This window comes from uncultured Kluyvera sp. (assembly GCF_902485085.1).
In the GTDB taxonomy this organism is placed as follows: domain Bacteria; phylum Pseudomonadota; class Gammaproteobacteria; order Enterobacterales; family Enterobacteriaceae; genus Kluyvera; species Kluyvera ascorbata.
The window spans coordinates 19,560-43,373 of the sequence record NZ_CABTJS010000171.1 but is presented as its reverse complement, the minus strand read 5'-3'; the positions used below and the strand labels follow the sequence as shown (position 1 = coordinate 43,373).

Here is a 23,814-nt window from a genome sequence, read left to right as displayed (position 1 = left end):
ATCAACAATCAATCATTCCCAAACAGATCGCGGGTATATACCTTCTCCGCGACGTCTGACAATTCTTCCGCCATACGGTTAGAAATGATGACATCAGCTTCCTGTTTAAACGCATCCAGGTCGCGAACAACGCGAGAATTAAAGAATTCATCCTCTTCCATCACCGGCTCGTACACGATAACCGGGATACCTTTCGCTTTAATGCGCTTCATGATCCCCTGAATCGAGGAGGCACGGAAGTTGTCCGAGCCTGACTTCATGACCAGGCGATATACACCGACCACTTTCGGCTTACGTGCCAGAATAGAATCAGCGATGAAATCTTTACGGGTACGGTTAGCATCCACAATCGCGCCCACAATGTTATTGGGGACCGCAGCGTAGTTGGCCAGCAGCTGTTTGGTATCTTTCGGCAGGCAGTAGCCGCCGTAGCCAAACGATGGGTTGTTGTAATGGTTGCCAATACGGGGATCCAGGCAGACCCCTTCGATAATCTGGCGGGAGTTCAGACCCAGGCTTTCCGCATAGCTATCCAGTTCGTTGAAGTAGGCCACGCGCATTGCCAGATAGGTATTCGCAAACAGCTTAATAGCTTCGGCTTCGGTCGAATCAGTAAACAGCGTCGGGATGTCTTTCTTAATCGCCCCTTCCTGCAGCAGTGCCGCAAAACGCTCGGCACGCTCTGAACGCTCACCGATAACGATGCGGGACGGATGCAGGTTGTCGTACAGCGCACGGCCTTCGCGCAAAAACTCAGGCGAGAAGAAGACGTTATCAATACCGAGCTGCTTTTTAATAGAGTTTGTAAAACCAACAGGAATGGTCGACTTGATGATCATCACCGCTTTCGGGTTGATTTCCGTTACGTCACGGATAACTGATTCAACGCTTGCGGTGTTGAAGTAGTTGGTTTTCGGATCGTAGTCGGTCGGCGTGGCAATAATCACGAAATCGGCGTCGCGGTAAGCATCATGCTTATCGGTCGTCGCGCGGAAATTCAGCGATTTCGTCGCCAGATACTCTTCAATCTCTTTATCGACAATCGGCGATTTCTTCTGATTCAGCATATCGACTTTGGCCTGCACGATATCCAGCGCCACCACTTCATGGTGCTGGGCAATCAGAATACCGTTCGATAAACCTACGTAACCTGTTCCTGAAATAGTTATCTTCATTCGTTGTGTAACTTCTTCCGGTTAAACATTTAGGGTGAATGCATCATCGATATTACTTGATTTGTCACCAAATATAGTGATCATTCAGTAATAACCCTGCAAGTATAAACTGAATTGAACTTGGGCCGATAAGAGTTAGCCTAGTATTGACATTTTTAGGAGAAACGCTAGTGAGCACGACCACAATGCTGAATTATATAATTATTCAATTATAAACACTCTGTAACAGAGTCTCAGTTTCTCTAACCCCCTAAAATAAACCGACTAAACATAAGAGCATTAACTAAGCGACTCAGTTTTTCTTAGGCTTTTTCTAACCAATATTTTCTGAATGCACCGTAGCCTAATACAACTATAGCACCCAGCATGCAACCAAATAGAATGGAAAAAGCTATTAGTGGTATTTTTTTAGGGCCCATACTTACAGTTGGCAAGAAAGGCCTCATTAAATAGTCATAAGAACCAATGTTGATATTTTTAATGTCGACTGACTCCAATATTTTTATTTTATTGTCTACAGCGTAATATTTATCAGAAAGTACCACAGGGCTATTTTTATAATTTTGCAAAAGAAGTTCTAAATTATCGCTACCAAGCATAAAAAGCTTATCGTTGCTAACGTATTCAGCAAAGCCAGCTTTCGATTTTTTAATATTTAATTCATTTGCTAATTTTAAAGATTGTTCGACATCAGACACACGCTGTAGTTTTTTTTCTGCGGCCAAATTCTTTTGAATTAACAACTCATTCTTTAGCAAGAAGAGTTTGTGATTTAATGAGGCCACCAAATCTTTCTTTAGCCGCTCAGTTGCAACGTCATTGGCATTATGAATCAAACTAATTAGAGATCTTTGAGCCTCTTCTGCAGAGCCTCTCTGCACCATGTATGAAATTCTAAAAGGCAATGTTGGAGCAAGGGGGGACAATGCAGCATTTTTAGCCTGGTCGATATCTAGCGTATCAAAGCTAATAACATCACTAGTCCTCCCCATATAATCCAACGACAATGTATATAATGATGATTTGAATTGTTCCAAAAACAACTTCTGACTATCACTAATTTTAGGCGCATCCTCACCATATATAATACCTAAAATATCAATATATGGAGATATTTCTCCTACTGCTGGCCTAGTTATTAATGCACTTGAGACCCATTTTTCTTTTGAATGTTTCAAATATATCATACAAGTAGCCAATGATATAATAACGCAAAAAAGAACAGTCCATTTTCCACGCCATAGTCTCATCGCAACTTTAATCAGATCCACTTCACTCTGTTTTTCATCATTCGAAATGTCTTTCACTGATTTTTGATTCATGTTGCATCAACCTATATGTTATCAAGTGCTTTCAGTATATTAATGTGTAATGAAAATACGCCACTCTTTATAGTAAACACTATAAATAAAGCGTTACGTCAAAGAATAATAGAATATCAACAAATAATGAATAAATAATTTATATGGATACATTTGCTCATCTTGAGTATAGCCTGGGTAAACCCCAGGCTATGTTTATTTATTTATTAATCCAACCATTCAGTATGGAATACACCTTCTTTATCAGTGCGTTTATAAGTATGCGCACCGAAGTAGTCACGCTGAGCCTGAATCAGGTTCGCAGGCAGCACCGCAGAACGGTAGCTGTCGTAGTACGCGACGGCTGCAGAGAAGGTTGGAACCGGAATACCGTTCTGAACCGCATAAGCAACAACGTCACGCAGCGCCTGCTGGTATTCATCAGCGATATTTTTGAAATACGGTGCCAGTAGCAGGTTTGCAATACCTTTGTTTTCAGCATACGCATCGGTAATTTTCTGCAGGAACTGTGCACGAATGATGCAACCCGCACGGAAGATCTTCGCGATTTCGCCGTAGTTCAGATCCCAATTGTATTCGTCAGACGCGGCACGCAGCTGAGAGAATCCCTGTGCATAGGAGACGATTTTGCCCAGGTACAGTGCGCGACGCACTTTCTCAACGAATTCTGCTTTATCGCCAGCCAGTTTCGCCTGCGGGCCAGACAGCACTTTAGCTGCCGCAACGCGCTGGTCTTTCAGGGAGGAGATGTAACGTGCGAACACGGATTCGGTGATAAGAGACAGCGGCTCACCCAGATCCAGAGAGCTCTGGCTGGTCCATTTGCCGGTACCTTTGTTTGCCGCTTCGTCCAGAATCACATCAACCAGGTATTTACCTTCTTCGTCTTTCTTGGTGAAGATATCTTTGGTGATGTCGATCAGATAGCTGCTCAGCTCACCTTCGTTCCACTCGGTGAAGGTGGTTGCCAGCTCTTCGTTAGACAGATTCAGGCCACCTTTCAGCAGGGAGTAAGCTTCAGCAATCAGCTGCATGTCGCCGTACTCGATACCGTTGTGAACCATTTTCACGTAGTGACCCGCACCGTCAGCGCCGATGTAAGTTACGCAAGGTTCGCCATCTTCAGCGACTGCAGCAATCTTAGTCAGAATTGGCGCAACCAGCTCGTAAGCTTCTTTCTGGCCGCCAGGCATGATAGATGGGCCTTTCAGCGCGCCCTCTTCACCACCGGAAACACCGGTACCGATGAAGTTGAAGCCTTCAGCAGACAGTTCACGGTTACGACGAATGGTGTCCTGGAAGAAGGTGTTGCCGCCATCAATGATGATGTCGCCTTTATCAAGGTACGGCTTCAGGGAATCGATAGCAGCGTCGGTACCCGCTCCTGCTTTCACCATTAACAGGATGCGACGAGGCGTCTCGAGGGATTCAACAAACTCTTTCACCGTATAATAAGGCACCAGCTTCTTGCCAGGGTTCTGGGCAATCACTTCTTCAGTCTTTTCACGGGAGCGGTTGAAAACAGAGACGGTATAACCACGGCTTTCGATGTTGAGCGCCAGATTACGCCCCATCACTGCCATACCGACGACGCCGATTTGTTGCTTGGACATTACATACTCCTGTCAGGTGTGGTTACTGCGGATCATTACGCAGGCAAATACTCATGTGATGTTAACCTATCTTAGGCACATTTGAATAGCATGATTCTATGTTTCGAATGTTCAAAATATCGTCAAACGTGATAAAATAAATACAACCATCATTTTTTGTTTAGTTTCATTTTCGTTAATAACTTTAGGACAAATAGATTATCAATGATTAGGGTAAATATTAATGCCAACGTAAAAGCAACGACCGCGGTTAATACAGAGTTAATAATATCACTGTGGATAATTTTTTTGTGACCCCACTAACTGCATACATTATAAAAACATGAGTTAGATAAATTCCGTATGTATGTTTAGATACCTTTGCAACCCATCGCGTTATCATCGACTCCCGAAGAGTTTGAAATAGAATAAACAAACCACCAGCACAAAACACCATGTTTATATCAATACCATAAGGCGTCTGATTATTTCCCAATACATTAAAATTAACTAATGTAAATGTGATTGTCATAAAATATCCGACGATAGCCAATATGTAAGCATTTTTCCTATATCTAGAAAGTTCCAAACCGTTAAGCAAACCACCAATGAGAAAATAGACAAACCAACCATCAGTAATATAAGGTGTGGGAATAACATTCCACTCAGGGAAGTAGCGATTCAAGTAAAGTGGAATCCAACTAATCACAAGTAAGAATGAGATTGCTTTGAGGCGGTTATCTGGTTCTATTCTCTGTGTAATATAACCGACGAAGGGAGCAACGGCATAAGCACCAATGATCCAGTATACGAACCAGTAATGCAGAGAAACGAACATTGAGCTATTATGAATAGGGCCAATCATAACCGCATGCAAGAAGTCAGTGATGGTAGCTAATGAAAAAAAACCTGACAGTGCATGTTCCGCTCGTCCAAAGTTAAAATGCACCATAAAATAATGGATATATGCATAAATTAAAAACGGTATAACTATAGTGATTAATCTATTGTAATAGTAAATTTTCAGGTTAGTAATTTTCTCATTAAGCGCAAAATACCCACTAATTAAAAAAAATGAAATAAATCCCGCACGTGATACTGATTGCCACATCAATGCTGCGGCATTGGAATTAGCATCGACCTTATACTCTGGTGTCGAATGAATTAAAACCACCATGAATATAGCAAAGACTCTCAGAATCTCAATACCCTGCATTCTTTTTGCAATCATAATAATTTTATATCAACAAGGTGACAGTAGACAGGACAACAAATACTATCATCCTGTTTAGATGCATTGCAGAATACACACTACAGCGATAGTTTTGTTAATTTATCCAGTGCGATTTCAACCAGTTTGGTAGCATTTGAAACACTACTGCTTTCTGCATAACAACGTAATTCTGGTGCATTTCCCGATGGGCGCAGATGAATCACGTCATCATCGCTTAGCAAGATACGCATACCATCAGTTAAATCCACGCTTTTAACGCTTTTGTTAACACCAAGAGAATGTACAAATGCAAGAGGGTCTTGCTGCGCGCCAGCAATAATTTGGTTACTGAGTGCTTTTGAAAAACTCTGTATACGGTTTGAATATGTGAAGCGTTGCGGTAAAGAAATTAACAAACTTGAAACTGAAGTATTTGCTGTCACCGCACCGGCAAATACCATAAGAAACGGTAGGACGGCGTCGCGCGTCGGCAATGCTGTAATTGTATTTCCGCCAAAAGAGACGTCACTGCCCAACAAAAAGCCACCATTAGCTTCAAAGCCAGCAACACGAGAAAAACTCGCTTTAAGAAAATTAAAAGCTTCGATAACATATGGTGAACCAATTTTTGTTAATTCTATATACTTGAAAAACCGTGATTTTTCAATCGCTGTATTGCAACTGACTGGAATAGCCAATCCTTCGATACGAAGGACTTTGGCACAAAGCAGTCCTAGGATATCGCCACGCAACCATTCGCCCTTTTCGTCAGCAACCAACGGGCGATCGCCGTCGCCATCGGTTGAAAATATTGCATCAAGTTCGAACTCTACCGACCATTGGCGCGCTTTTACTCTATCTTCCTCAGCTACAGCTTCAGTATCTATTGGCACGAATTTATCACTTCTACCAATACTAATTACTTCAGCACCAAGTTGAGTGAAAATCCTAGCATAGAGATCACGTCCAGCGCTGGAGTGCTCATAAATTCCCACTCGCTTTCCTACAAACATATTAAGCGGGAACAATGACGTATAGCGCTTGATATAATTATCTGCTGCACCCGGAGACGTAATCAAGTCAGGCGGCGATGGCACAAAGCTAAAAGCAGACTCGCATTGTAAAATACTGAGTTCATCGGCCTTCGTTATTTCACCATCAGGACGGTAAAATTTCAGTCCATTACGATCGAAAGGAATGTGACTCCCCGTGACCATAATGGCGGGGATCTTGTCTTGCAAGGATTGATTAGCCAATGCCGGCGTAGGAATTACACCATAGTAAGCAACTTTGATGCCCTTATCGATAATGGCCTGAGCACAGGCTTGTGCCATAGCGTAGCTGCTTGGTCGGTTATCAATGGCCAGGGCAATGGTATCAAAAGTGAAATCCTTTGCCATTACATCAATGAATGAATGCGCAAACGCGGCACATACCTCAGGCTTAAAATCAACAACTAATCCTCTCGCCCCACTAGTACCAAACTCAATATCGCTATTTTCAATGACATGTCTAGAATTTAACATTATTTATTGTCCTTCACTCGGCCATATTTATCATCAAACCGCACAATATCGTCACTGCCAAGATACGTTCCTGATTGAATTTCAATAACCTCGAGCGGAACTTTACCCGGGTTTTCCAGCGTATGCACAACGCCAACTGGAATAAAAGTCGACTCATTCTCAGAAACAAGGAAAATATCATCACCACGTGTAACCCTCGCAGTACCTGATACCACTACCCAATGTTCGGCACGGTGATAATGCATTTGTGTTGATATTCGTTCGCCCGGCTTCACGGTGATGCGTTTAACCTGGTAGCGTCCCCCTTGGTCAACAGAATCATACCGTCCCCATGGGCGATATTCCTCGCGATGGCGGAGATGTTCAATACGATTTTCATGCTTGAGGACATCAACAATCTTTTTGATATCCTGAACACTATCTTGCTTTGCAATCAATAACGCATCTTTTGTCTGGATAACCACAAGATCATCAACACCGATGGTTGCAACTAATGAGTTTTCGGCATAAATATAGTTATTGCTGCCGTTGTGGTTGATCACATCACCATGTGTCACGTTACCGTTACAATCTTTACTGGAAATTTCCCACAGTGAATTCCATGAACCAACGTCACACCACTGGGCATCCATAGGAACGACAACACTGTGTTTCGTTTTCTCCATTACGGCATAATCAACGGAATCGTCTGGACAAGCAGAAAATACATCTTTTTCGAGACGGATAAAATCAAGATCTACCGTTGCCCCCGCCATCGCTAGCTTACAAGCGTTAAAAATATCTGGACGGAATCTTTCCAGTTCAGCTAGATAAACACTGGCTCTAAACATGAACATGCCACTATTCCACAAATAATGGCCATCACGCAAATAGGTCTCCGCTGTCACTAGATCAGGTTTTTCAACGAACTCATTAACCTTATAGACAGATTTAGCAACAGCCTCTCCCTGTCGAATGTAACCATAACCTGTTTCTGCTCGGGATGGTACGATACCAAAGGTTACCATTTTGCCCTTTTCTGCCTGAGTCTGGGCCAAGGTTATACTGCTACAGAATGCTTTAGTGTTCTGGATAACATGGTCGGCGGCCAATATCAGCATAATCGGATCGTCACCATTTTTTAGTGCATGGAAAGCGGCAAGAGCGATAGCTGGTGCGGTATTACGACCAACAGGTTCCAATATTATGTCAAAATCCGCAATTCCAGCCTGACAAAGCTGCTCAGCCACAATAAACCGATGCTGGTTATTACTGATAATGAGAGGAGGTGCGCATTCCAGACTATTGAGACGAAGTAACGTGGCCTGTAATAGAGTCGTATCATCAACCAACGATAAAAACTGCTTGGGGTAGAAAGAGCGTGAAAGCGGCCATAGCCGCGTACCCGAACCACCGGCCATAACAACTGGTAATATTTTCATATTAAGCTCTCACAACTACCTTGATAAAATAATCAACCATTTTTGATCTAGTATAATGTTGTATAAAAAATTCTTGAACTTGATTTCTGTTGATGGGATGTTCGTACAGATAATTAAAGCTATCTGCAAGAGCTTTGGAATCTTTAACGGGTACAACTATCCCTGTAATACCGTGCTTATTTACCCAAGATACCCCTGAGCCCTTGATGTTAGTTGATATAACAGGCGTACCGCAAGCCATCGCTTCTAGCTGTACTACACCATAAGCTTCAGAACGTTCGACGGAAGGAAGACAGAATACATCTGCTGCACTGAAGTAGGCCGGTAATTCTTCAGCCGATATCTTCCCTAGCAATTTCACTTTTTCATCAAGATTATGCTGTTTGATCTTCTCTTGCAACCTCGGGGTTAACTCTCCCTGACCACCAAGCAGTATAATATATTTATCATCAAGATATTTTGCCGCATCGAGAAGATATTCAAACCCTTTATAGTAGACATGGCGACCCAAAGCAAAGATAACAAACTTATCTGTATAACGTTGTCTAATCCGTTCAATCGCTTCAGGTGCTGCTACCATTCTCTCTTCATCAATACCAATCGGAATAATTTCAACTTTGCTAAGAAATTTTTTAAGGTCTTGTGAAGCATCTGCATAAATCTGACTAGTCGCGATAATTTTGGATGACCGATTCAGTAACCACCGCTCCAAAGGAATAAACGGTATTTTAAGATATTTTTGTTTTACAATATCGCTATGCCAATGAACAATTATTTTGCAACCCTTCTGTGGTTTGAATAAGACAATAGCAAGGACTGCAAGTGGATTCGGCAAATGAACATGAATAACATCATAATTATTTCTAATTTTCCTCCAGACCTTGATGAATTTGAAAGAAAGATAGGTACTTGCGAGATGGGCAAAACTACCACAGCGATAAACATTGACACCATCTACAATTTCTTTAGTCGATTTGTTTTTATCAGATACACACAACACATCAACGTTATGTTCTTTTTGTCTTAAAACCGTTGATATATCGTAAACAACGGTCTCGATCCCACCCCAAAATGGAGGATATAACTTACTGACTTCGAGAATTCGCACTTAAACCTCTTTAAAACATAAAATAACCGTTGTAAAAAACTATCTCTTAAATAGATTCTTAAAATGTTCTACACATGCGGAATCTGAGTAATATTTTTTAAATAGCTCTCTTGTTGATGATTCTATAGTGCGAAGGTTTTTTAATTTTTTAATTGCTGAAACATATTCATCCAGACTGTTACAGCTGATTACATCTGGGCAAGACAGGGTCTGTTCGTAACCAATCAAAGTAAATGGAGAAGCAATAACTTTCTTATTATATCTTAATGCTTCGGCGATTTTAACTTTCATGCCTCCCCCTATCGAGATCGGTGATATTATTACATCAACATTCTGATAAAACTCTTGTAGTGACTCGATATAACCAGATGTTATAAGATTAGGCTTATTCAGTTTATGTGCATATGCATCAAAACCAGATCCAGCAACAGCAAACTGGACCTGATTATCATCGATAAATGCAGGTGCAATGTTTTGTGAAATATATTCTGCAGCTTCTATATTGGCGTAGAATGCAGTACCGATAAACCCAACGACAAACGGCTTTGTTAAAATATTAGGCTCGGTATAAAAAGACTCATCAGCAATCGGGTCATCTACAATACAAACGGGTACACAAAAGTCAGCTTTCCTCTGATAAAGCTCATAAAGTCGATTTGAATCAGTCTGGTGCAGTGCTATCAACACATCACTGTATTTGACTGCTTTTTTTTCCGCACGTGCAGTTGAGAATAAAGATGGTAGGAAATGGATTTTTCCACTCTTAAGACGACCTTTTTCAAAATCGACTTCTGTATTATGAAAAAAAGTCACTATTCTGATAGTTGGGTATAGCTCTTTACACCATTCAGCTATGCTGCCGAGCAAGCTAGAATCAAGATAAAGGATTGTTGGTTTATACTCTTTCACAATCTCTTTGATCCTACTATAGATTCCAGTATTTAACCTACCAGCATATCCTCGAAAATTGTTTAAAGCAGTCTGGATTTTTGAATTCTTAGCTAGTAATTCCCAACTATATGTACCTTCTTTTCTTCTAACAATTGCAATTTCTTTTATTTGCAGATATTCAATAGCTTGTAATGCTTTTAAATTTGCTCGCGAAACAATGCTTCCACCATAATTAGAATTTTCCAGAGACATTGATATATATAACAATTTTTCCATTATTATCACTTATTCTTTATGAGTTTGATTTTAGATAGTTTACGACAATAAAAGGTAATAAAAATGAATATAGAACCTCCATGTTGACAGCTAATAAAATCGATAGCAGAGAATACCAAAGCACCACTCTCAACAATGTTTTTTGATAATAGCTGATATCAATAACTTGCACATCTCGGAACGAATTTCTAAAAATAATATAGTAGAAAATAATAGCTAAAAAACCACTGTGAATAACTGAAAAAAGAATCCCAGACTTTGCAGATAGATAATCCCCACTACTGACCATGTCATTAATTTCGGACATATTAAGTGGAAACGACACTAAGTTATTAGCCAGATTAGTTGCCATCTTTAATGGTTGAGCAAACCATACCGTATAGGTACCATACCCCTCACCTAACGGAAAATAGAATAAACTACACAAGGCCCAAAGTGATGTAATCAATCGGGTGCTGACACTGGTGTATCTATCTATATCAACAATTAACGCAGGCATTACATTGTGAATAAAAATATATATTACTAAGCCAATGATAGGAATAAGTCCAATAAGTGATTTAAGTTTCTGCATTAATGTCATATTAAAATAGAAAACTAAAATACCACTAACCATTATCAACATCAGAGAAGCCTTGGAACCAATCAATATATTTCCAATAAGCAACAACCCCCAAAATAAATACCTGACAGGGTTAAGGTTGCTTAGCATAATTGCAAGCAGCAAGAATATATTAAACGTAAAAGCGGCAATCGAAGGCTCTGGTGAAAGCAAACGTAAACGAGGACCAAAAATGTACCCGTCCATACTCAGATGGAAAGGTGATAATAGCTCAGGGGCAATGCTCTCAATTGCAATTACACAACTTAGAAGAACCGAGATTGAAATGATCGATTTTCTTAAAAAACTCCCGGATACTGTACGCATCACAAAGTTTGAACAATAAATAACTAAAAAATAAAAAAGATAATAAGACGAAGCAAATATATGCTTATTGAATACGGATACGCCGTATTGATTTAATGCTTCACCCTTAATAAAGAAATAATAAATGCACTGAATGATAGAAATGAGAAACGTCGCTATATAAAACGACAGAAAGTAACGACTATACTTATCTAAGTAGAGGCGAAATTGGCTTCTAGTAAGAATAAGCACGAAAATGACTATTGATACAGCCCACATTGGACTTGCGCCAAGGGTACCTAATGTATTCTGCGTAGATAGATCATTAAAGACCATCGACAGTAAGATGCATAGTAAACACAGTGACGAAAACCTATAACATTCTCTTGCCCGAGTGCTTATTAAACTACTATTTACGTCCATAAATAATCCCTCTTATATTTAATTATTTTTTATTAAAATAAATAAAGAGTTTATTTCGCACCGAATTATAAATTCTGTTTATTTTACCCTGATATATATCATTCACATCCAGATTGTTATTTATTGCATTATAAGTTAATAGCTTTTCATTGATAATAGCTTTTAATTTAAATAACAGCTGGTTTCCAGATATTTTACCCGCATTATACCAACCGTTCTCATTAGTTGGGAATAACCAATTACTAAGATGCTGATTAAGATCATCTGAGAAGAATGGAATGTTCACCTTCTTATTTGTTAAATCATGTCCAATCTCAGAAAACGATTCTTCACTAATGGTCGACGTGCTATTTAATGGAAGTAATTTTATAATGTTTTCTCTACGCCCCAGAAAAACATAAGATGACATCCAGGCCGCAAATGGTACTTGATGTATCGCAAATATTTTCCCAGTACTATTTAATTCACCATAAACGCCCTTAAGGCTACAATGTTTAACAGCCCTGCGGTACAAAATCCTATCATAGATGGTAAAGAAACGATGATGGCAGAATGTATCGTTCATAAATATAACGATATCATCGTTATCTATTGTATTGCCCTGCTCAAGTAGCGAATAGCCTTCATCCCACGCAGAGAACTCGCCCGCGGTGTTGCTACCTTTGAGCCATTGGACGTTAGGCGCTGGTTCATTCTCAGGTAAAATTTTGCTACTATTATCAACGAAAACAATATTTAAATCAGTGTTTTTGAATATTGCAAATATTTCTTTTCTGACTTTTCCATAATAATGCGGATAGTATAGTGCAACTATAATATTAACTTTCATGGTTATCTTATTGCTTTTAATGAAATATTTAGTAATAACGCTGTTAGTATCAACATTTATGTAGGTTCAACTACACTTACTTGTCGATTCAACAGCCGCTGGTTAATAAACGTCAAAATAGCGCAATCCGCGATAACTCTAATACTCCAGGCAAAAGCAACTCCCGTCAATCCATAATGTTGTACAAAAAAGTAGAGCATGATGAAATAAGGTATAATCTCAACACAGTGCAGCAAAGCAGTAATTTTAGCTTTACCTGCTGATTGAATGGCCGCAAAAGGCACTTGTGCAAGGGCATTAAAAAGAAAACCTACCAATAAAATAATCAATATATTTTTTGAGTGAAGTGCATAATTTGCACCTAACCACAAATTTAATATATTCTCCGAAAATACTATGCCAATGATAACAACAGGAGCACAGACAGCAAACATCAACAACCAAGAGAGAGTAATGCTCTTTTTTAATTCATCACGATGCTTAACACTGCTTAATTTTGGGAAGATGGCCCTTCCGACAGCAGCGGGGAAGATAGCTAATCTAGAAATAGCTTCCGACGGACCCGAATAAAACGCGACATGCTTCGCGCCTAACATATTCGAAATGATAAATCGGTCAAAATAGACCATAGCAGGACTAATAATATTACTGACAGTGATCCAACCACCGAAGAAAATAAGCCGCTTAAGTGTTTTTACATCTGGTTGCATGCCAGACTGCATGATTTCTTTACGAACTAGCACAAAGGCTATTAGTAGCGAAATAATCCGCGAAACAACTAATCCAGCAACTGCTGAAAGTAAGGTTCCATTATATATTACAAATAGCGCCGGCATTCCTGCGATAAAAGTACTGCTGAATGACTTCTGAATATTCACTACTTTGAATTTTTCATCCCCCTCCAGAATAGCTATCCACAATTGATTGAGTAAAAAAAGCGGAATGGAAAAGGCCAGCAATTTAAACGAGTTATTAATGTCGGAGAAATCAGTTGCTGATATATTCAGGAAGTGAACAATCGATGAGGAAAATATTAATACAATAAAACCACCCAGGATACTTAAGGTGAGTAGAAATAAAGTTGCGCTAGCTACTATTTTTTTTCTCTCATCCCAGTTGGTTCTATATATTGCAATCTCTCGAGTGATTGCTCTGGTTAATCCCATATCGAAGATACCGGCGTAACCTACGACAGCTATTGCAATGGTGTAAATGCCAAAGAGCTCAGGCCCGAGTTTTCTGGCCATATATCCTAGAGCAGGTATAGCAATTAATGATGGAATCACATAACCGATGAGATTCCAGATACTATTTTTTATTATGCTCATTCAAAAAGCTCATTTGCTGGTACCATACTCAGATATAGAGCTGCTTCATCCTTAGGAGATAATTTTAAATTGGCGTTAAAAGGTAATTGGATGTCGAGCTGTGGATCATCATACCTGATTGCACGTTCTGATAGAGGATGATAATAGTTGGTTGTTTTATAGACGAATTCAGCTGTCTCACTCAAGACCAGAAAACCATGTGCAAACCCCTCCGGTATCCATAGTTGACGATTATTGCTAGCTGAAAGATTGACACCAACCCATTGACCAAATGTGGCCGATGTTTTTCGAATATCAACAGCAATATCGAAAACTTCACCAGCAATACAACGAACTAATTTGCCCTGCGCGTGGGGATCTAATTGGTAGTGTAGACCTCGAAATACACCCTTGCTTGATTTTGAGTGATTATCCTGAACAAACTCGACCTGACGACCAATGGTATCTTCAAATATACGCTTGTTAAAACTTTCAAAAAAGAACCCGCGGTCATCACCAAATACCTTCGGTTCAAAAATCAGTACGTCGGGAATAACGGTTTCATTCACATTCATTACTTAATAACCCTGAATTATTTTCAACAGATACTGACCATAGGCATTTTTAGCAAGTGGCGTAGCCAATTTTTTAACCTGTGCGGCATCAATAAACCCTTTCCGAAAAGCAATTTCTTCCGGACAAGAAACTTTTAGCCCCTGACGCTCTTCAATGGTTTGGATAAAGTTACTAGCTTCGATTAGGCTCTGATGTGTGCCGGTATCGAGCCAAGCATAGCCACGGCCCATCATAGCGACAGAAAGATCACCCTGTTCCAGATAGAGACGATTGATATCTGTAATTTCCAGTTCACCGCGGTGCGATGGTTTTAGACTCTTGGCCATCTCCACTACACGATTATCATAGAAATAAAGCCCTGTTACCGCATAGTTGCTTTTTGGCTCCAGCGGTTTTTCTTCTAGCGATATCGCAGTGCCGCTACGGTCAAATTCGACAACACCATAACGTTTAGGATCGTTAACATGGTATGCAAAGACAGTTGAACCACTCTCTTTATTGACTGCGGTCTCTAGTTGCTTCGGTAAATCATGACCGTAGAAAATATTATCGCCAAGAACCAGTGCACAGTTGTCGTTACCAATAAACTCTTCGCCAATGATAAACGCCTGGGCTAAACCATCAGGGCTAGCTTGAACTTTATAGTGCAAGTTTAAACCCCATTGACTACCGTCACCCAATAATTGCTCAAAACGTGGTGTATCTTGAGGCGTACTAATAATCAAAATATCACGAATACCAGCAAGCATCAGTGTTGAAAGTGGGTAATAAATCATTGGCTTATCGTAAATGGGCAGCAGTTGCTTGCTCACGGCCATGGTAACCGGGTAGAGGCGCGTACCGGAACCTCCGGCCAGAATAATACCTTTGCGTGTTGTCATTATTTTCTCTATATACTGAATATGCCGCTTTCAGGCATTAGTCATGTCAATTCAAAATGTCGTTGTGGTGAACAACTCCGCCAGCATACGTTTAACACCTAGCTCCCAGTCAGGAAGAACTAAGTTAAATTGATGCTGAAACTTTTCAGTGTTTAGACGAGAATTTGTTGGTCTACGTGCTGGGGTAGGATAGGCAGAAGTCGCAACTGCGTTAACTCTCTCAATCGCCAGTTCAATGCCCGCTTTTTTTGCCTCAGCAAAAACTAACTTTGCATAGTCATGCCATGTGGTAGTGCCAGAAGCGACCAGATGGTATAACCCTGAAACCTCTGGATTTTGCTGTGCAACTCGAATGGCATGAGCAGTACAATCGGCCAGAAGTTCCGCACCGGTAGGAGCGCCATATTGATCATTAATTACCGATAGTTCAGCGCGTTCTTTAGCCAAACGCAGCATGGTCTTAGCAAAATTATTTCCCTTACTTGCATAAACCCAACTGGTGCGGAAAATTAGGTGCTTTTTACAGTTTTTCTGTATTGCCTTTTCCCCCGCCAGTTTAGTTTCACCGTATACATTAATCGGCGCAGCAATATCGGTTTCAAGCCACGGTTTTTCTCCCGAACCAGGAAAGACATAATCTGTCGAGTAATGGATTAGCCACGCCCCAAGCTTTTCTGCTTCAACAGCAATAGCTTCAACGCTTGTCGCGTTGAGAAGTTCGGCAAACTCACGTTCTGACTCAGCTTTATCAACCGCTGTATGTGCTGCAGCGTTAACAATTATATTCGGGCGCACTACACGAACCGTTTCTGCCACCCCCTCTGGATTACTAAAATCCCCACAGTAGACGGTTGATTTAACATCAACCGCGGTCACTGTACCGAGAGGTGCAAGTGCTCGCTGTAATTCCCAGCCTACCTGTCCAGTTTTACCAAACAGCAGAATATTCATTATTATCATTCTCCATAATTCTGCTCAACCCAGATTTTATAGTTACCGTTTTTATATTATCCACCCACATTGGGTTTTCAAGATACCAATGAACTATCATACGAATACTCAACCCAAAGGTCTCCTCGAGCTTCCATCTCAGTTCACGACTGATTTTGTTAAGATCAATAGCATAACGGCGATCATATCCCCATCGGTCAGAACCGCACGTTACCAACTCACGGCATGAGGCAACTGTTTGCCCGATCTTATCAAGCAGGTCGTAAATATGTACCTGGCGATCACTATGTACCTAAGCAGTTGAATAAGGGGAACTTGGGGCGTAAGCCGTTTCTCGATGGATAGATGATGAAAACGAAAGATTTTTTCACTTCGTCATCCACCAATGACCAATATGTGCACGTAACCTTAGTAGCATCACAAATATCCACACGTTCAACGCTATGCACTCGCTATCTGTAACTTCCGCAAGTGATTAAAAGTTACCCGCTCACTTCAATTTATCAACATTCGCAACAGAACCTTATGTATTTCTTATAAGGTTGATAATGACTGCAGCACCATTGAAACTAGGTCCGCTGATCACAAGTATTTTCACGTTTTAATTCCGAATATTGTAAGCAGAAGCCATTTCTTACTGGCAGTAAGATATAGTCATTCTGATATTTACGCATGCTACCGCCCCTGGCTCAGAAGCTACCAGTGCACTTGCTTAATATCTGAGATGTAGCCAGCCCGTCCGCTATTCCAAAGTAATCTGAAATTTAGTAACCAATTGTCTTACCAAATCTATCCAGAAACAAGTGAAAATCTAATGGGGTTTACGGTACTCCATACAGACCGAGCCGTCTTTATTCATTGTTTTTCAAATAAAAAACGACAGTAACATTCCATTGCGCGAAGCATAAATAGTGGGATGTTTACTGTCGCCTTCCTAATATTTTGTAACAATTTTCTAAAAATTAACTAGCCCAGTAGCTTCTCAATTCCTTTCCTGAACTTAGCCCCATCCTTCAGATTCCGTAACCCATACTGTACAAACGCCTGCATGTACCCCATCTTCTTCCCACAATCATAGCTCTCACCGGTCATCAGCATCGCGTCAACAGACTGCTTCTGAGCCAGTTCAGCAATAGCATCGGTCAGTTGAATACGTCCCCATGCACCCGGCACGGTCTTAGCGAGTTCAGCCCAGATATCAGCAGAAAGAACATAACGACCTACAGCCATCAGGTCGGAATCCAACGTTTGTGGTTGATCCGGTTTTTCAATGAAGTCGATGATACGGCTCACCTTGCCTTCCACATCCAAAGGCTCTTTTGTCTTTATGACAGAGTACTCAGACAGATCGCCCGGCATACGTTTCGCCAACACCTGACTACGCCCGGTTTCATTGAAACGCGCCACCATTGCAGCAAGGTTATAACGCAGTGGGTCGGCGCTTGCGCTGTCCAGTACGATGTCTGGCAACACAACCACAAATGGGTTATCGCCAACGATCGGGTGCGCGCAAAGAATAGAGTGTCCCAGGCCCAGCGGCTGAGCCTGACGAACGTTCATAATGGTGACACCAGGAGGACAGATAGACTGAACTTCAGCCAGCAGCTGACGTTTAACACGTTGTTCCAGCAGCGCTTCCAGTTCATACGAGGTGTCAAAGTGGTTTTCCACCGAGTTCTTCGAAGCGTGCGTCACCAGAACGATTTCTTTGATCCCTGCAGCAACCACTTCGTCAACGATATACTGAACCATTGGCTTGTCGACGATCGGCAGCATCTCTTTTGGAATCGCCTTAGTGGCTGGGAGCATATTCATGCCCAGGCCCGCTACCGGAATGACTGCTTTCAAATTAACCATTATCTTGTCCACCTATATTCGGTTGATGAATTATAGCGATTAAACATGTTTAATCCACTCTGTTTTCTCATAGTATCCCTTTGGGCTCAGCGAAATCTCTGGATATAGTCCGAGAATGAAGAGGGAATCGCCGCTAGCGGCGCGGCAGTGAGAAATTAAGCCGTTCAGAATTGACAACATGTTGATCAATAAGGTCGATATCCACCGAGGGCTGCCCTTTTTCGTTGACGGCATTGATGTGTGCAAGCGATAGCAGCGTGTCCTGTTTGGCCATAAATTTTCCACGGACATCCTTGCGCAAATCGAAGTTTAGCGACAGAGCGGGCTCACGCGAAGCCACCTGCATAACATTGATATTACGCATAAAAATATGCTGTGGCTTGTTGTGCAGCGCCAGCGAGGCGTAGTGCAGATTCAGGTTGGTGATAGAGACGAAGGACTGGGCATTACCTGAGGAGATCTGTATCCCCCGCAGGTTTGAACCTGCTTTCTCATTATTAAGCTGTATATTATTCAACCGAAAATTTTGCGGTATAGACAAATAGTTACCTTTAATAACACCATAGCCAATAAGCATTCCCGCGCTATTAACCATATCCACACCATCTATCACGAAATTATCACATCCGTAGATTGCCACGGTGGCGTTGTCTATTCCCGCCTTCTTGCTGAATTCCGGTGTAATATTTTTTGCCTGAACATTACGAATAATGAAATGCTTCCCATTCTCAACATGAACCAACTGACGGCAGTTGCTTCCCGTAATATTCGCCACAACGAAGTTCTTCACCGCCTGGTCCTCCGGGTAGCCGTTATTATAGGTGCTACCCGCTAGCCCAATGCCAATCCCCCAGTTCACTTTGCCGTTGGTACAATCGATGTGGTCGATGACGTGGTCAGAAATGAGGATATTGTTGTCGTTAATCGCCACGTTCCACTCAATGGCATCGCCTTGCAAGTAGCTGAAATGACAGTGGGTAATGCTGACATCATCCCACTGATTATGGTAGCCCTGTCGCAGGATGCCGTAGTTGGCTTTGGTGATGGTGAGACGAGTTATATTCAGGTTCTTCATCTGGCGTTTGTCTTTTCCACCGATAAAGATCTGCGCCACCGGGCCATAGCCGCTGAGTGTCAGCCCTTCAATCGTACTGTCACTACCGCGAACATCGAGCGTGATGTTATAGAGACTGGCCTCACCGCTGCCGCTAACCTTACATCCCTCTTGCAGGATAAACCGCCCGCGCCCGTTGCCTTTCAACGCGCCAGCAACCGCCAGCGTTTTACCCGGCGGCAGCGTGATGGCAGCATTAATATTGTCGCAAACGACGCCGGCAGGAACGGAGACCGTATCACCATGACTGAAAGCCTCGTTGAAGGCACGGATCCAGTCGCCATCACGGTAGTAGTCCCGAATATCAACGGTGCCGGGTTGCCCCGCTGCGCGTGCGGAAACGGCGGGCAGTAATGGCAGGACTGCAAGCGTTGCGCCTGCCGTCAGAAAGTGTCGTCGAGTCAAAGTACGCATGGCACCTCCTCAGCAAAGCGTGTGCAGCAGGTTAGCAAGCTGTCGGTTGATAACCTGCTGATTAAAATCAGTTTCTACCTTAGTACGGGCGCGCTGAAGCACGGGCTGAAGGCTCCGTTCATCCATCCGCCCGACGAACTTGAGTTTCTCGGCCAGCGCCTGCGCGTCATTTTCAGCCACCAGCCAGCCAGAATCACCGGAGGCAATCAGCTCGGGAATTCCGCTGTGTACGGTAGAAAGCACCGGAATGCCTACCGCCATCGCCTCCATCAGCGCCACCGGGATACCCTCCATGTCACCATCAGCGCCGGTGATGGACGGCAGCAAGAACACGTCGGCGTCATCGAGCATCGCTTTCACCTCATGGCTGGGTTTAAATCCCGGCATCTCCACGCGGTCTTCCAGTTGATACTGCTCGATCAGTGTACGTAAACGGCGCTCCCAGGGGCCAATGCCGAGAATGCGATAGCGAAAATTAACGCCCTGCTCTTTGAGCTGACGGCAGGCTTCAATCGCCACGTGCAGCCCCTTTTTCTCGGTCAGTCGGGCGACGGAAATAATCTGTAGGCAGGCATCTGGCGCTTTTAACGGGCGCAGCGAAAATCGGTCCATATTCACGCCCATGCGTGAGACGGTAATTTTATCCGCCGGGCAGCCCATTGCCTGTAGGCGTTCCGCCCATAGTTGGCTGATGGGCAGCATCATGTCACCGCGGCGGAACAACTGCTGATACTCACCGGTATAGTGGTTCAGTACTTCCCGGCTGGAGATATCAATGCCGTGGAAAACGGTAGCAATCTTGCCTGATATAACGCCCAGCTCGCGCAGCTTCGCCGCCGTCACGCCCGCAGGGCCAAAGTGCGCGATGAAGATGTCGGCGGTGATTGCTTGCGGCGTGCGGCTGCAAATCGAGGAGAGGATCAGATTACGCGCCTCCTGCCCGTATCGCCGGGTATTCAACGCCCGCCAGACGGCGGGACAATGCAGGCCGCGCAGCGTGCTGAAGGCACGGTAGCGCAGCTTTTCCAGCGTGCTGGCGGGTTCATCCTGCAGCCAGTGGACCTTCTCCGCCAGCTGGTACTGGGTGTAGGCAGCATGGGTGTTAGTAAGGTCGCCCTTTTGCAGCGCGACAATCTCCACCTCATAGCCCATCTCAATAAACGCCACAATCTGGTTCAGGACGAAGGTCTCTGACGATAACGGGAATTTCAGCAGAAAGAAGCTGACTTTCATCGGCCCTCCCGGATGCGGCTAAGCACCGATTCGATCATGGTGAAGCCCTTCTGGCGTTCCCCTTCTACTGCGGCGGCAACGCGCTCACCCAGCGCCGGAAGCTGATTAAGGATATCGCCAACGACGCTCTGCATCGAACCATCCAACAGGTGGCGAATGTCGATAGCCATCTCCGGCATCCCCAATTGCTGCATGATGCCTGCGGACTTGTGCTCGTAGTTAATGGCAATCGCCGGGGTGCCAAAGTTCATGGAGATAATCGCCGAATGCAGACGTGTGCCGATGGTCAGCTCGCAGGAGGCGAGGATCTTGCCAATCTCCACGTCGTTCAGTTCATCCATGGCGATATGGAAATGCTCGCGGTTTTCCACAAACTGCGCCATACGCAGCGCGACCATGCGGTCATCGCGGTTATAACGGTCGATACTGGTACAGGTTGAGAGCGCCAGCACCTGATAACCATCAGCAATCATGCGGTTCACCACCTCGGCAAAGGCTTTTTCGTACGCCTGCTGGGTGGTGCCAAGGCGTTTATCGAACGGCTCCAGCTCGCGCAGGGTAATCGCCACGGTTTTGCGCTGTGCGGTCAGGTTCAGCCAGTGCTGCACCGCGTAGCTCGGTTCAAAGCTGTCGTTACGGTGCTCAACCAGCCAGGCGGTGTCCACCCCCTGCTCCACTTTCGAGGTATCAATCTCCGCTTTCGCCATCAGCTCGCGGCTCACCGTCTCACGCAGGATCAGCGCATTGGTGCGGCCAAAGGTGTAATTCGCTAGCTGGTTAAAGTCCGGATTCTGGAACGGCCCTACGCTGTGGCCAATCATGTAGATCGGCTTATTGGCCATAAAAGCGCACAGCGGGTATTCAAAGTGGGTCAAGCCGTAAAGATCGACGTAGTTCGAGCCGCCAACCTGGATAATCGCATCGTAATTGCCGAGAAAGCGCACAAACTCATGGAACTCCGGCGCAATTTCAAAGTTACGCAGTTTGCCCTCGCCGGTCACCTTCGCCAGCAGGATCTTGTGCTGGAAGCGGCGGCGCAGCACTTTCTTCACGCGCCCGCTCATGCCCCCTGCCGCCTGCTGCTTCTGGCTCAGCTGATACAGCGGATCGGCGATAATCTCACGCCCCTGCAACCAGGAAGAACTGACAGGGAAACGGCTCATCACGTCCATTTCAACGTCCGGCTGTTGGCGGACGATGGCATCGAGCAGGCCACGCATAATGGCGCTATCGCCGCGGTTGCCGCAGGTGTGGTTTCCCAAAATTAATAATTTCATCATGGCCTCATCAAAGGGGTTTCAAGCAAATCAATTAGGGACGCGTAGCAGCGTCTTCAGTTTCTGGCTCCGACAGAGCGGTTTTTTAAGTTCAATCAGCAGGCTATTGCGCGACAGCACAATCACCAGCGCAAAGCTGAGCACGCCAACCAGCACCTGTAACACCAGCAGCATCGGCAGCGACACGCTGCCCGCCAGCAGCCGGCCGACCGCATAGCTGGTGATAAGCGTTGGTAGTGAAAGCCTGAACGGCAGCCACAGGCTCAGCAGGTAGTCACGGTAGCCCTGCCCCAGCACCGGTTTTATCATCACGAAGTAGCTGAGAATGGTGTTGATGATTTGCACCAGCAGGAAGCCGAGCGTGACGCCAATCGCGCCGCCCATCTCTCCGCCGACAATCACCGCGGGAATAAACAGAAAGGTTTTAAACACGTTGAATTTAAAGCTGATATCCACGCGCGCTTTGGCCATCAGCAGCGAGCCAATCGGGTTACCCACCGAGCGCAGCAGCCCCACCACGCACAGCAATTGCAGGATAGGTACGATGTGCATCCACTTCTCGCCAAACACCAGCGGTACAAAGTTATTGCTCACCACCATCAGCCCCAGCAGCGCCGGGAAGTTGATAATCCCCACCACCGACAGCAGCTTGTAGAAGTTCACCCGCAGCTTGTCGTTATCGTCCTGAATTTTGGCAAACGCCGGGAACAGCACGCGGGTGATAATCGGGTTGAGCTTCATTGGTGGCACCACCGCCACGTTATAGGCCAGGTTGTAGCCACCCGCTACGCTCGCTCCAAGAATGCGTGCAAGCGTCAGGGTAGAGAGATTGGTGTTGATATAGTTAACGATGCTGTCCGCCGTTAGCCACGCGCCAAAACGCAGGTTGGGCATCACGGTAGCTAGCGAAAAATGCAGACCCGGACGGTAAATTTTGCGGCCAAAGTAGCCGAACAGCAGCGTACGCACCGCGCTGTTCACCAGATAGCCGAGAATGGCCGTCATCGCCAGCGGCCAGAAGCAGGCGCTCACCACCGTAAAGGTGAAGCCCGACAGCACGGCGGCGGTCTCAATGGAACCAATCTTGTTGAACTCCAGCTCCTTTTGCATCAGCGCGCGGAACTGCTGGCCGTGGGGAATCACCACGAACGCCAGCGACAAGGTTTTAATCAGCGGCGCTAAGTCCGGGTTGTTAAGCAGAGTGGCGATGGTATCGCTCAGCAGATAGACCGCCGCAAAGACCACCACTCCAAGGCCCACATTCAGCCAGTAGAGCGTGGTCAGTTCCAGGTGGCTGATTGCTTTACGCTGGATAATCGAGTTGGCGATGCCGAAATCCGACAGCGTGTCCGCCAGCGCGATTATCACCAGCGACACGGTCAGCAGACCAAACTGATGGCCGTCAAACAGCCGCGCCAGCACGGTCATCTGCGCCAGCCCGAGGCCAATAATCACCACCGTTGCCATCGCCGACCATTTCGCGCCGTTAATGGTTTTTTCTCGTAAGCCCATGTTACGTCC

Annotated in this window: 19 protein-coding genes; all 19 read right to left on the bottom strand. The window is 44.2% G+C overall.

Going from position 1 to position 23,814, the window contains the following annotated elements:
* Positions 1 to 8 precede the first annotated feature (8 nt).
* Positions 9 to 1,175 carry a UDP-glucose 6-dehydrogenase gene (ugd, locus tag RDN66_RS21125; RefSeq protein WP_202217654.1) on the bottom strand — a complete coding sequence of 389 codons (1,167 nt, stop codon included), beginning with the start codon at positions 1,173 to 1,175 and terminating at the stop codon, positions 9 to 11.
* Positions 1,176 to 1,477: 302 nt separating this feature from the next.
* Complete coding sequence (locus tag RDN66_RS21120) at positions 1,478 to 2,497, bottom strand: Wzz/FepE/Etk N-terminal domain-containing protein (protein WP_248538571.1); 1,020 nt, start codon at positions 2,495 to 2,497, stop codon at positions 1,478 to 1,480.
* 206 nt (positions 2,498 to 2,703) lie between these two features.
* A complete protein-coding gene (gene gndA, locus RDN66_RS21115; protein ID WP_202217653.1) occupies positions 2,704 to 4,110 on the bottom strand; it encodes an NADP-dependent phosphogluconate dehydrogenase in 1,407 nt (468 codons plus the stop codon).
* A 250-nt stretch (positions 4,111 to 4,360) separates the two neighbouring features.
* Positions 4,361 to 5,320 (bottom strand): acyltransferase family protein, encoded by a 960-nt coding sequence (locus tag RDN66_RS21110; protein WP_308538165.1) that lies wholly within the window; start codon positions 5,318 to 5,320, stop codon positions 4,361 to 4,363.
* An 80-nt stretch (positions 5,321 to 5,400) separates the two neighbouring features.
* Entirely contained in the window at positions 5,401 to 6,828 is a 1,428-nt protein-coding gene (locus tag RDN66_RS21105; protein ID WP_202217651.1) for a phosphomannomutase, read from the bottom strand.
* A complete protein-coding gene (locus tag RDN66_RS21100; protein WP_202217650.1) occupies positions 6,828 to 8,249 on the bottom strand; it encodes a mannose-1-phosphate guanylyltransferase/mannose-6-phosphate isomerase in 1,422 nt (473 codons plus the stop codon). Before RDN66_RS21100 ends, RDN66_RS21105 begins: the two co-directional genes overlap by 1 nt.
* A gap of 1 nt (position 8,250) precedes the next feature.
* Positions 8,251 to 9,357 (bottom strand): glycosyltransferase, encoded by a 1,107-nt coding sequence (locus RDN66_RS21095; RefSeq protein WP_202217649.1) that lies wholly within the window; start codon positions 9,355 to 9,357, stop codon positions 8,251 to 8,253.
* Between the two features lie 39 nt (positions 9,358 to 9,396).
* The gene (locus RDN66_RS21090; protein WP_202217648.1) at positions 9,397 to 10,524 is read right to left on the bottom strand and encodes a glycosyltransferase family 4 protein; all 1,128 of its coding nucleotides are present in this window, start codon (positions 10,522 to 10,524) and stop codon (positions 9,397 to 9,399) included.
* A 16-nt stretch (positions 10,525 to 10,540) separates the two neighbouring features.
* Positions 10,541 to 11,455 carry a hypothetical protein gene (locus RDN66_RS21085; protein ID WP_202217647.1) on the bottom strand — a complete coding sequence of 305 codons (915 nt, stop codon included), beginning with the start codon at positions 11,453 to 11,455 and terminating at the stop codon, positions 10,541 to 10,543.
* A 421-nt stretch (positions 11,456 to 11,876) separates the two neighbouring features.
* The gene (locus tag RDN66_RS21080) at positions 11,877 to 12,683 is read right to left on the bottom strand and encodes a hypothetical protein (RefSeq protein ID WP_202217646.1); all 807 of its coding nucleotides are present in this window, start codon (positions 12,681 to 12,683) and stop codon (positions 11,877 to 11,879) included.
* Between the two features lie 56 nt (positions 12,684 to 12,739).
* Positions 12,740 to 14,011, bottom strand: a complete 1,272-nt coding sequence (locus RDN66_RS21075; RefSeq protein ID WP_202217645.1) for a flippase — start codon at positions 14,009 to 14,011, stop codon at positions 12,740 to 12,742.
* The gene (gene rfbC, locus RDN66_RS21070; protein WP_202217644.1) at positions 14,008 to 14,565 is read right to left on the bottom strand and encodes a dTDP-4-dehydrorhamnose 3,5-epimerase; all 558 of its coding nucleotides are present in this window, start codon (positions 14,563 to 14,565) and stop codon (positions 14,008 to 14,010) included. Before rfbC ends, RDN66_RS21075 begins: the two co-directional genes overlap by 4 nt.
* Before the next feature lie 3 nt (positions 14,566 to 14,568).
* Positions 14,569 to 15,447 (bottom strand): glucose-1-phosphate thymidylyltransferase RfbA, encoded by an 879-nt coding sequence (gene rfbA, locus RDN66_RS21065; protein ID WP_202217643.1) that lies wholly within the window; start codon positions 15,445 to 15,447, stop codon positions 14,569 to 14,571.
* A gap of 51 nt (positions 15,448 to 15,498) precedes the next feature.
* Positions 15,499 to 16,398, bottom strand: a complete 900-nt coding sequence (gene rfbD / locus RDN66_RS21060) for a dTDP-4-dehydrorhamnose reductase (RefSeq protein ID WP_202217642.1) — start codon at positions 16,396 to 16,398, stop codon at positions 15,499 to 15,501.
* A 966-nt stretch (positions 16,399 to 17,364) separates the two neighbouring features.
* Entirely contained in the window at positions 17,365 to 18,255 is an 891-nt protein-coding gene (gene galF, locus RDN66_RS21055; protein WP_202217641.1) for a UTP--glucose-1-phosphate uridylyltransferase GalF, read from the bottom strand.
* A 133-nt stretch (positions 18,256 to 18,388) separates the two neighbouring features.
* Positions 18,389 to 19,783 (bottom strand): colanic acid biosynthesis protein WcaM, encoded by a 1,395-nt coding sequence (gene wcaM / locus RDN66_RS21050; protein WP_202217640.1) that lies wholly within the window; start codon positions 19,781 to 19,783, stop codon positions 18,389 to 18,391.
* Between the two features lie 9 nt (positions 19,784 to 19,792).
* On the bottom strand, positions 19,793 to 21,016 hold the full coding sequence (gene wcaL / locus RDN66_RS21045) for a colanic acid biosynthesis glycosyltransferase WcaL (RefSeq protein ID WP_202217639.1): 1,224 nt from the start codon (positions 21,014 to 21,016) through the stop codon (positions 19,793 to 19,795).
* Complete coding sequence (wcaK, locus tag RDN66_RS21040) at positions 21,013 to 22,293, bottom strand: colanic acid biosynthesis pyruvyl transferase WcaK (protein WP_035897736.1); 1,281 nt, start codon at positions 22,291 to 22,293, stop codon at positions 21,013 to 21,015. Before wcaK ends, wcaL begins: the two co-directional genes overlap by 4 nt.
* A 30-nt stretch (positions 22,294 to 22,323) precedes the next feature.
* Positions 22,324 to 23,805 (bottom strand): MOP flippase family protein, encoded by a 1,482-nt coding sequence (locus RDN66_RS21035; RefSeq protein WP_308538164.1) that lies wholly within the window; start codon positions 23,803 to 23,805, stop codon positions 22,324 to 22,326.
* Positions 23,806 to 23,814 lie beyond the last annotated feature (9 nt).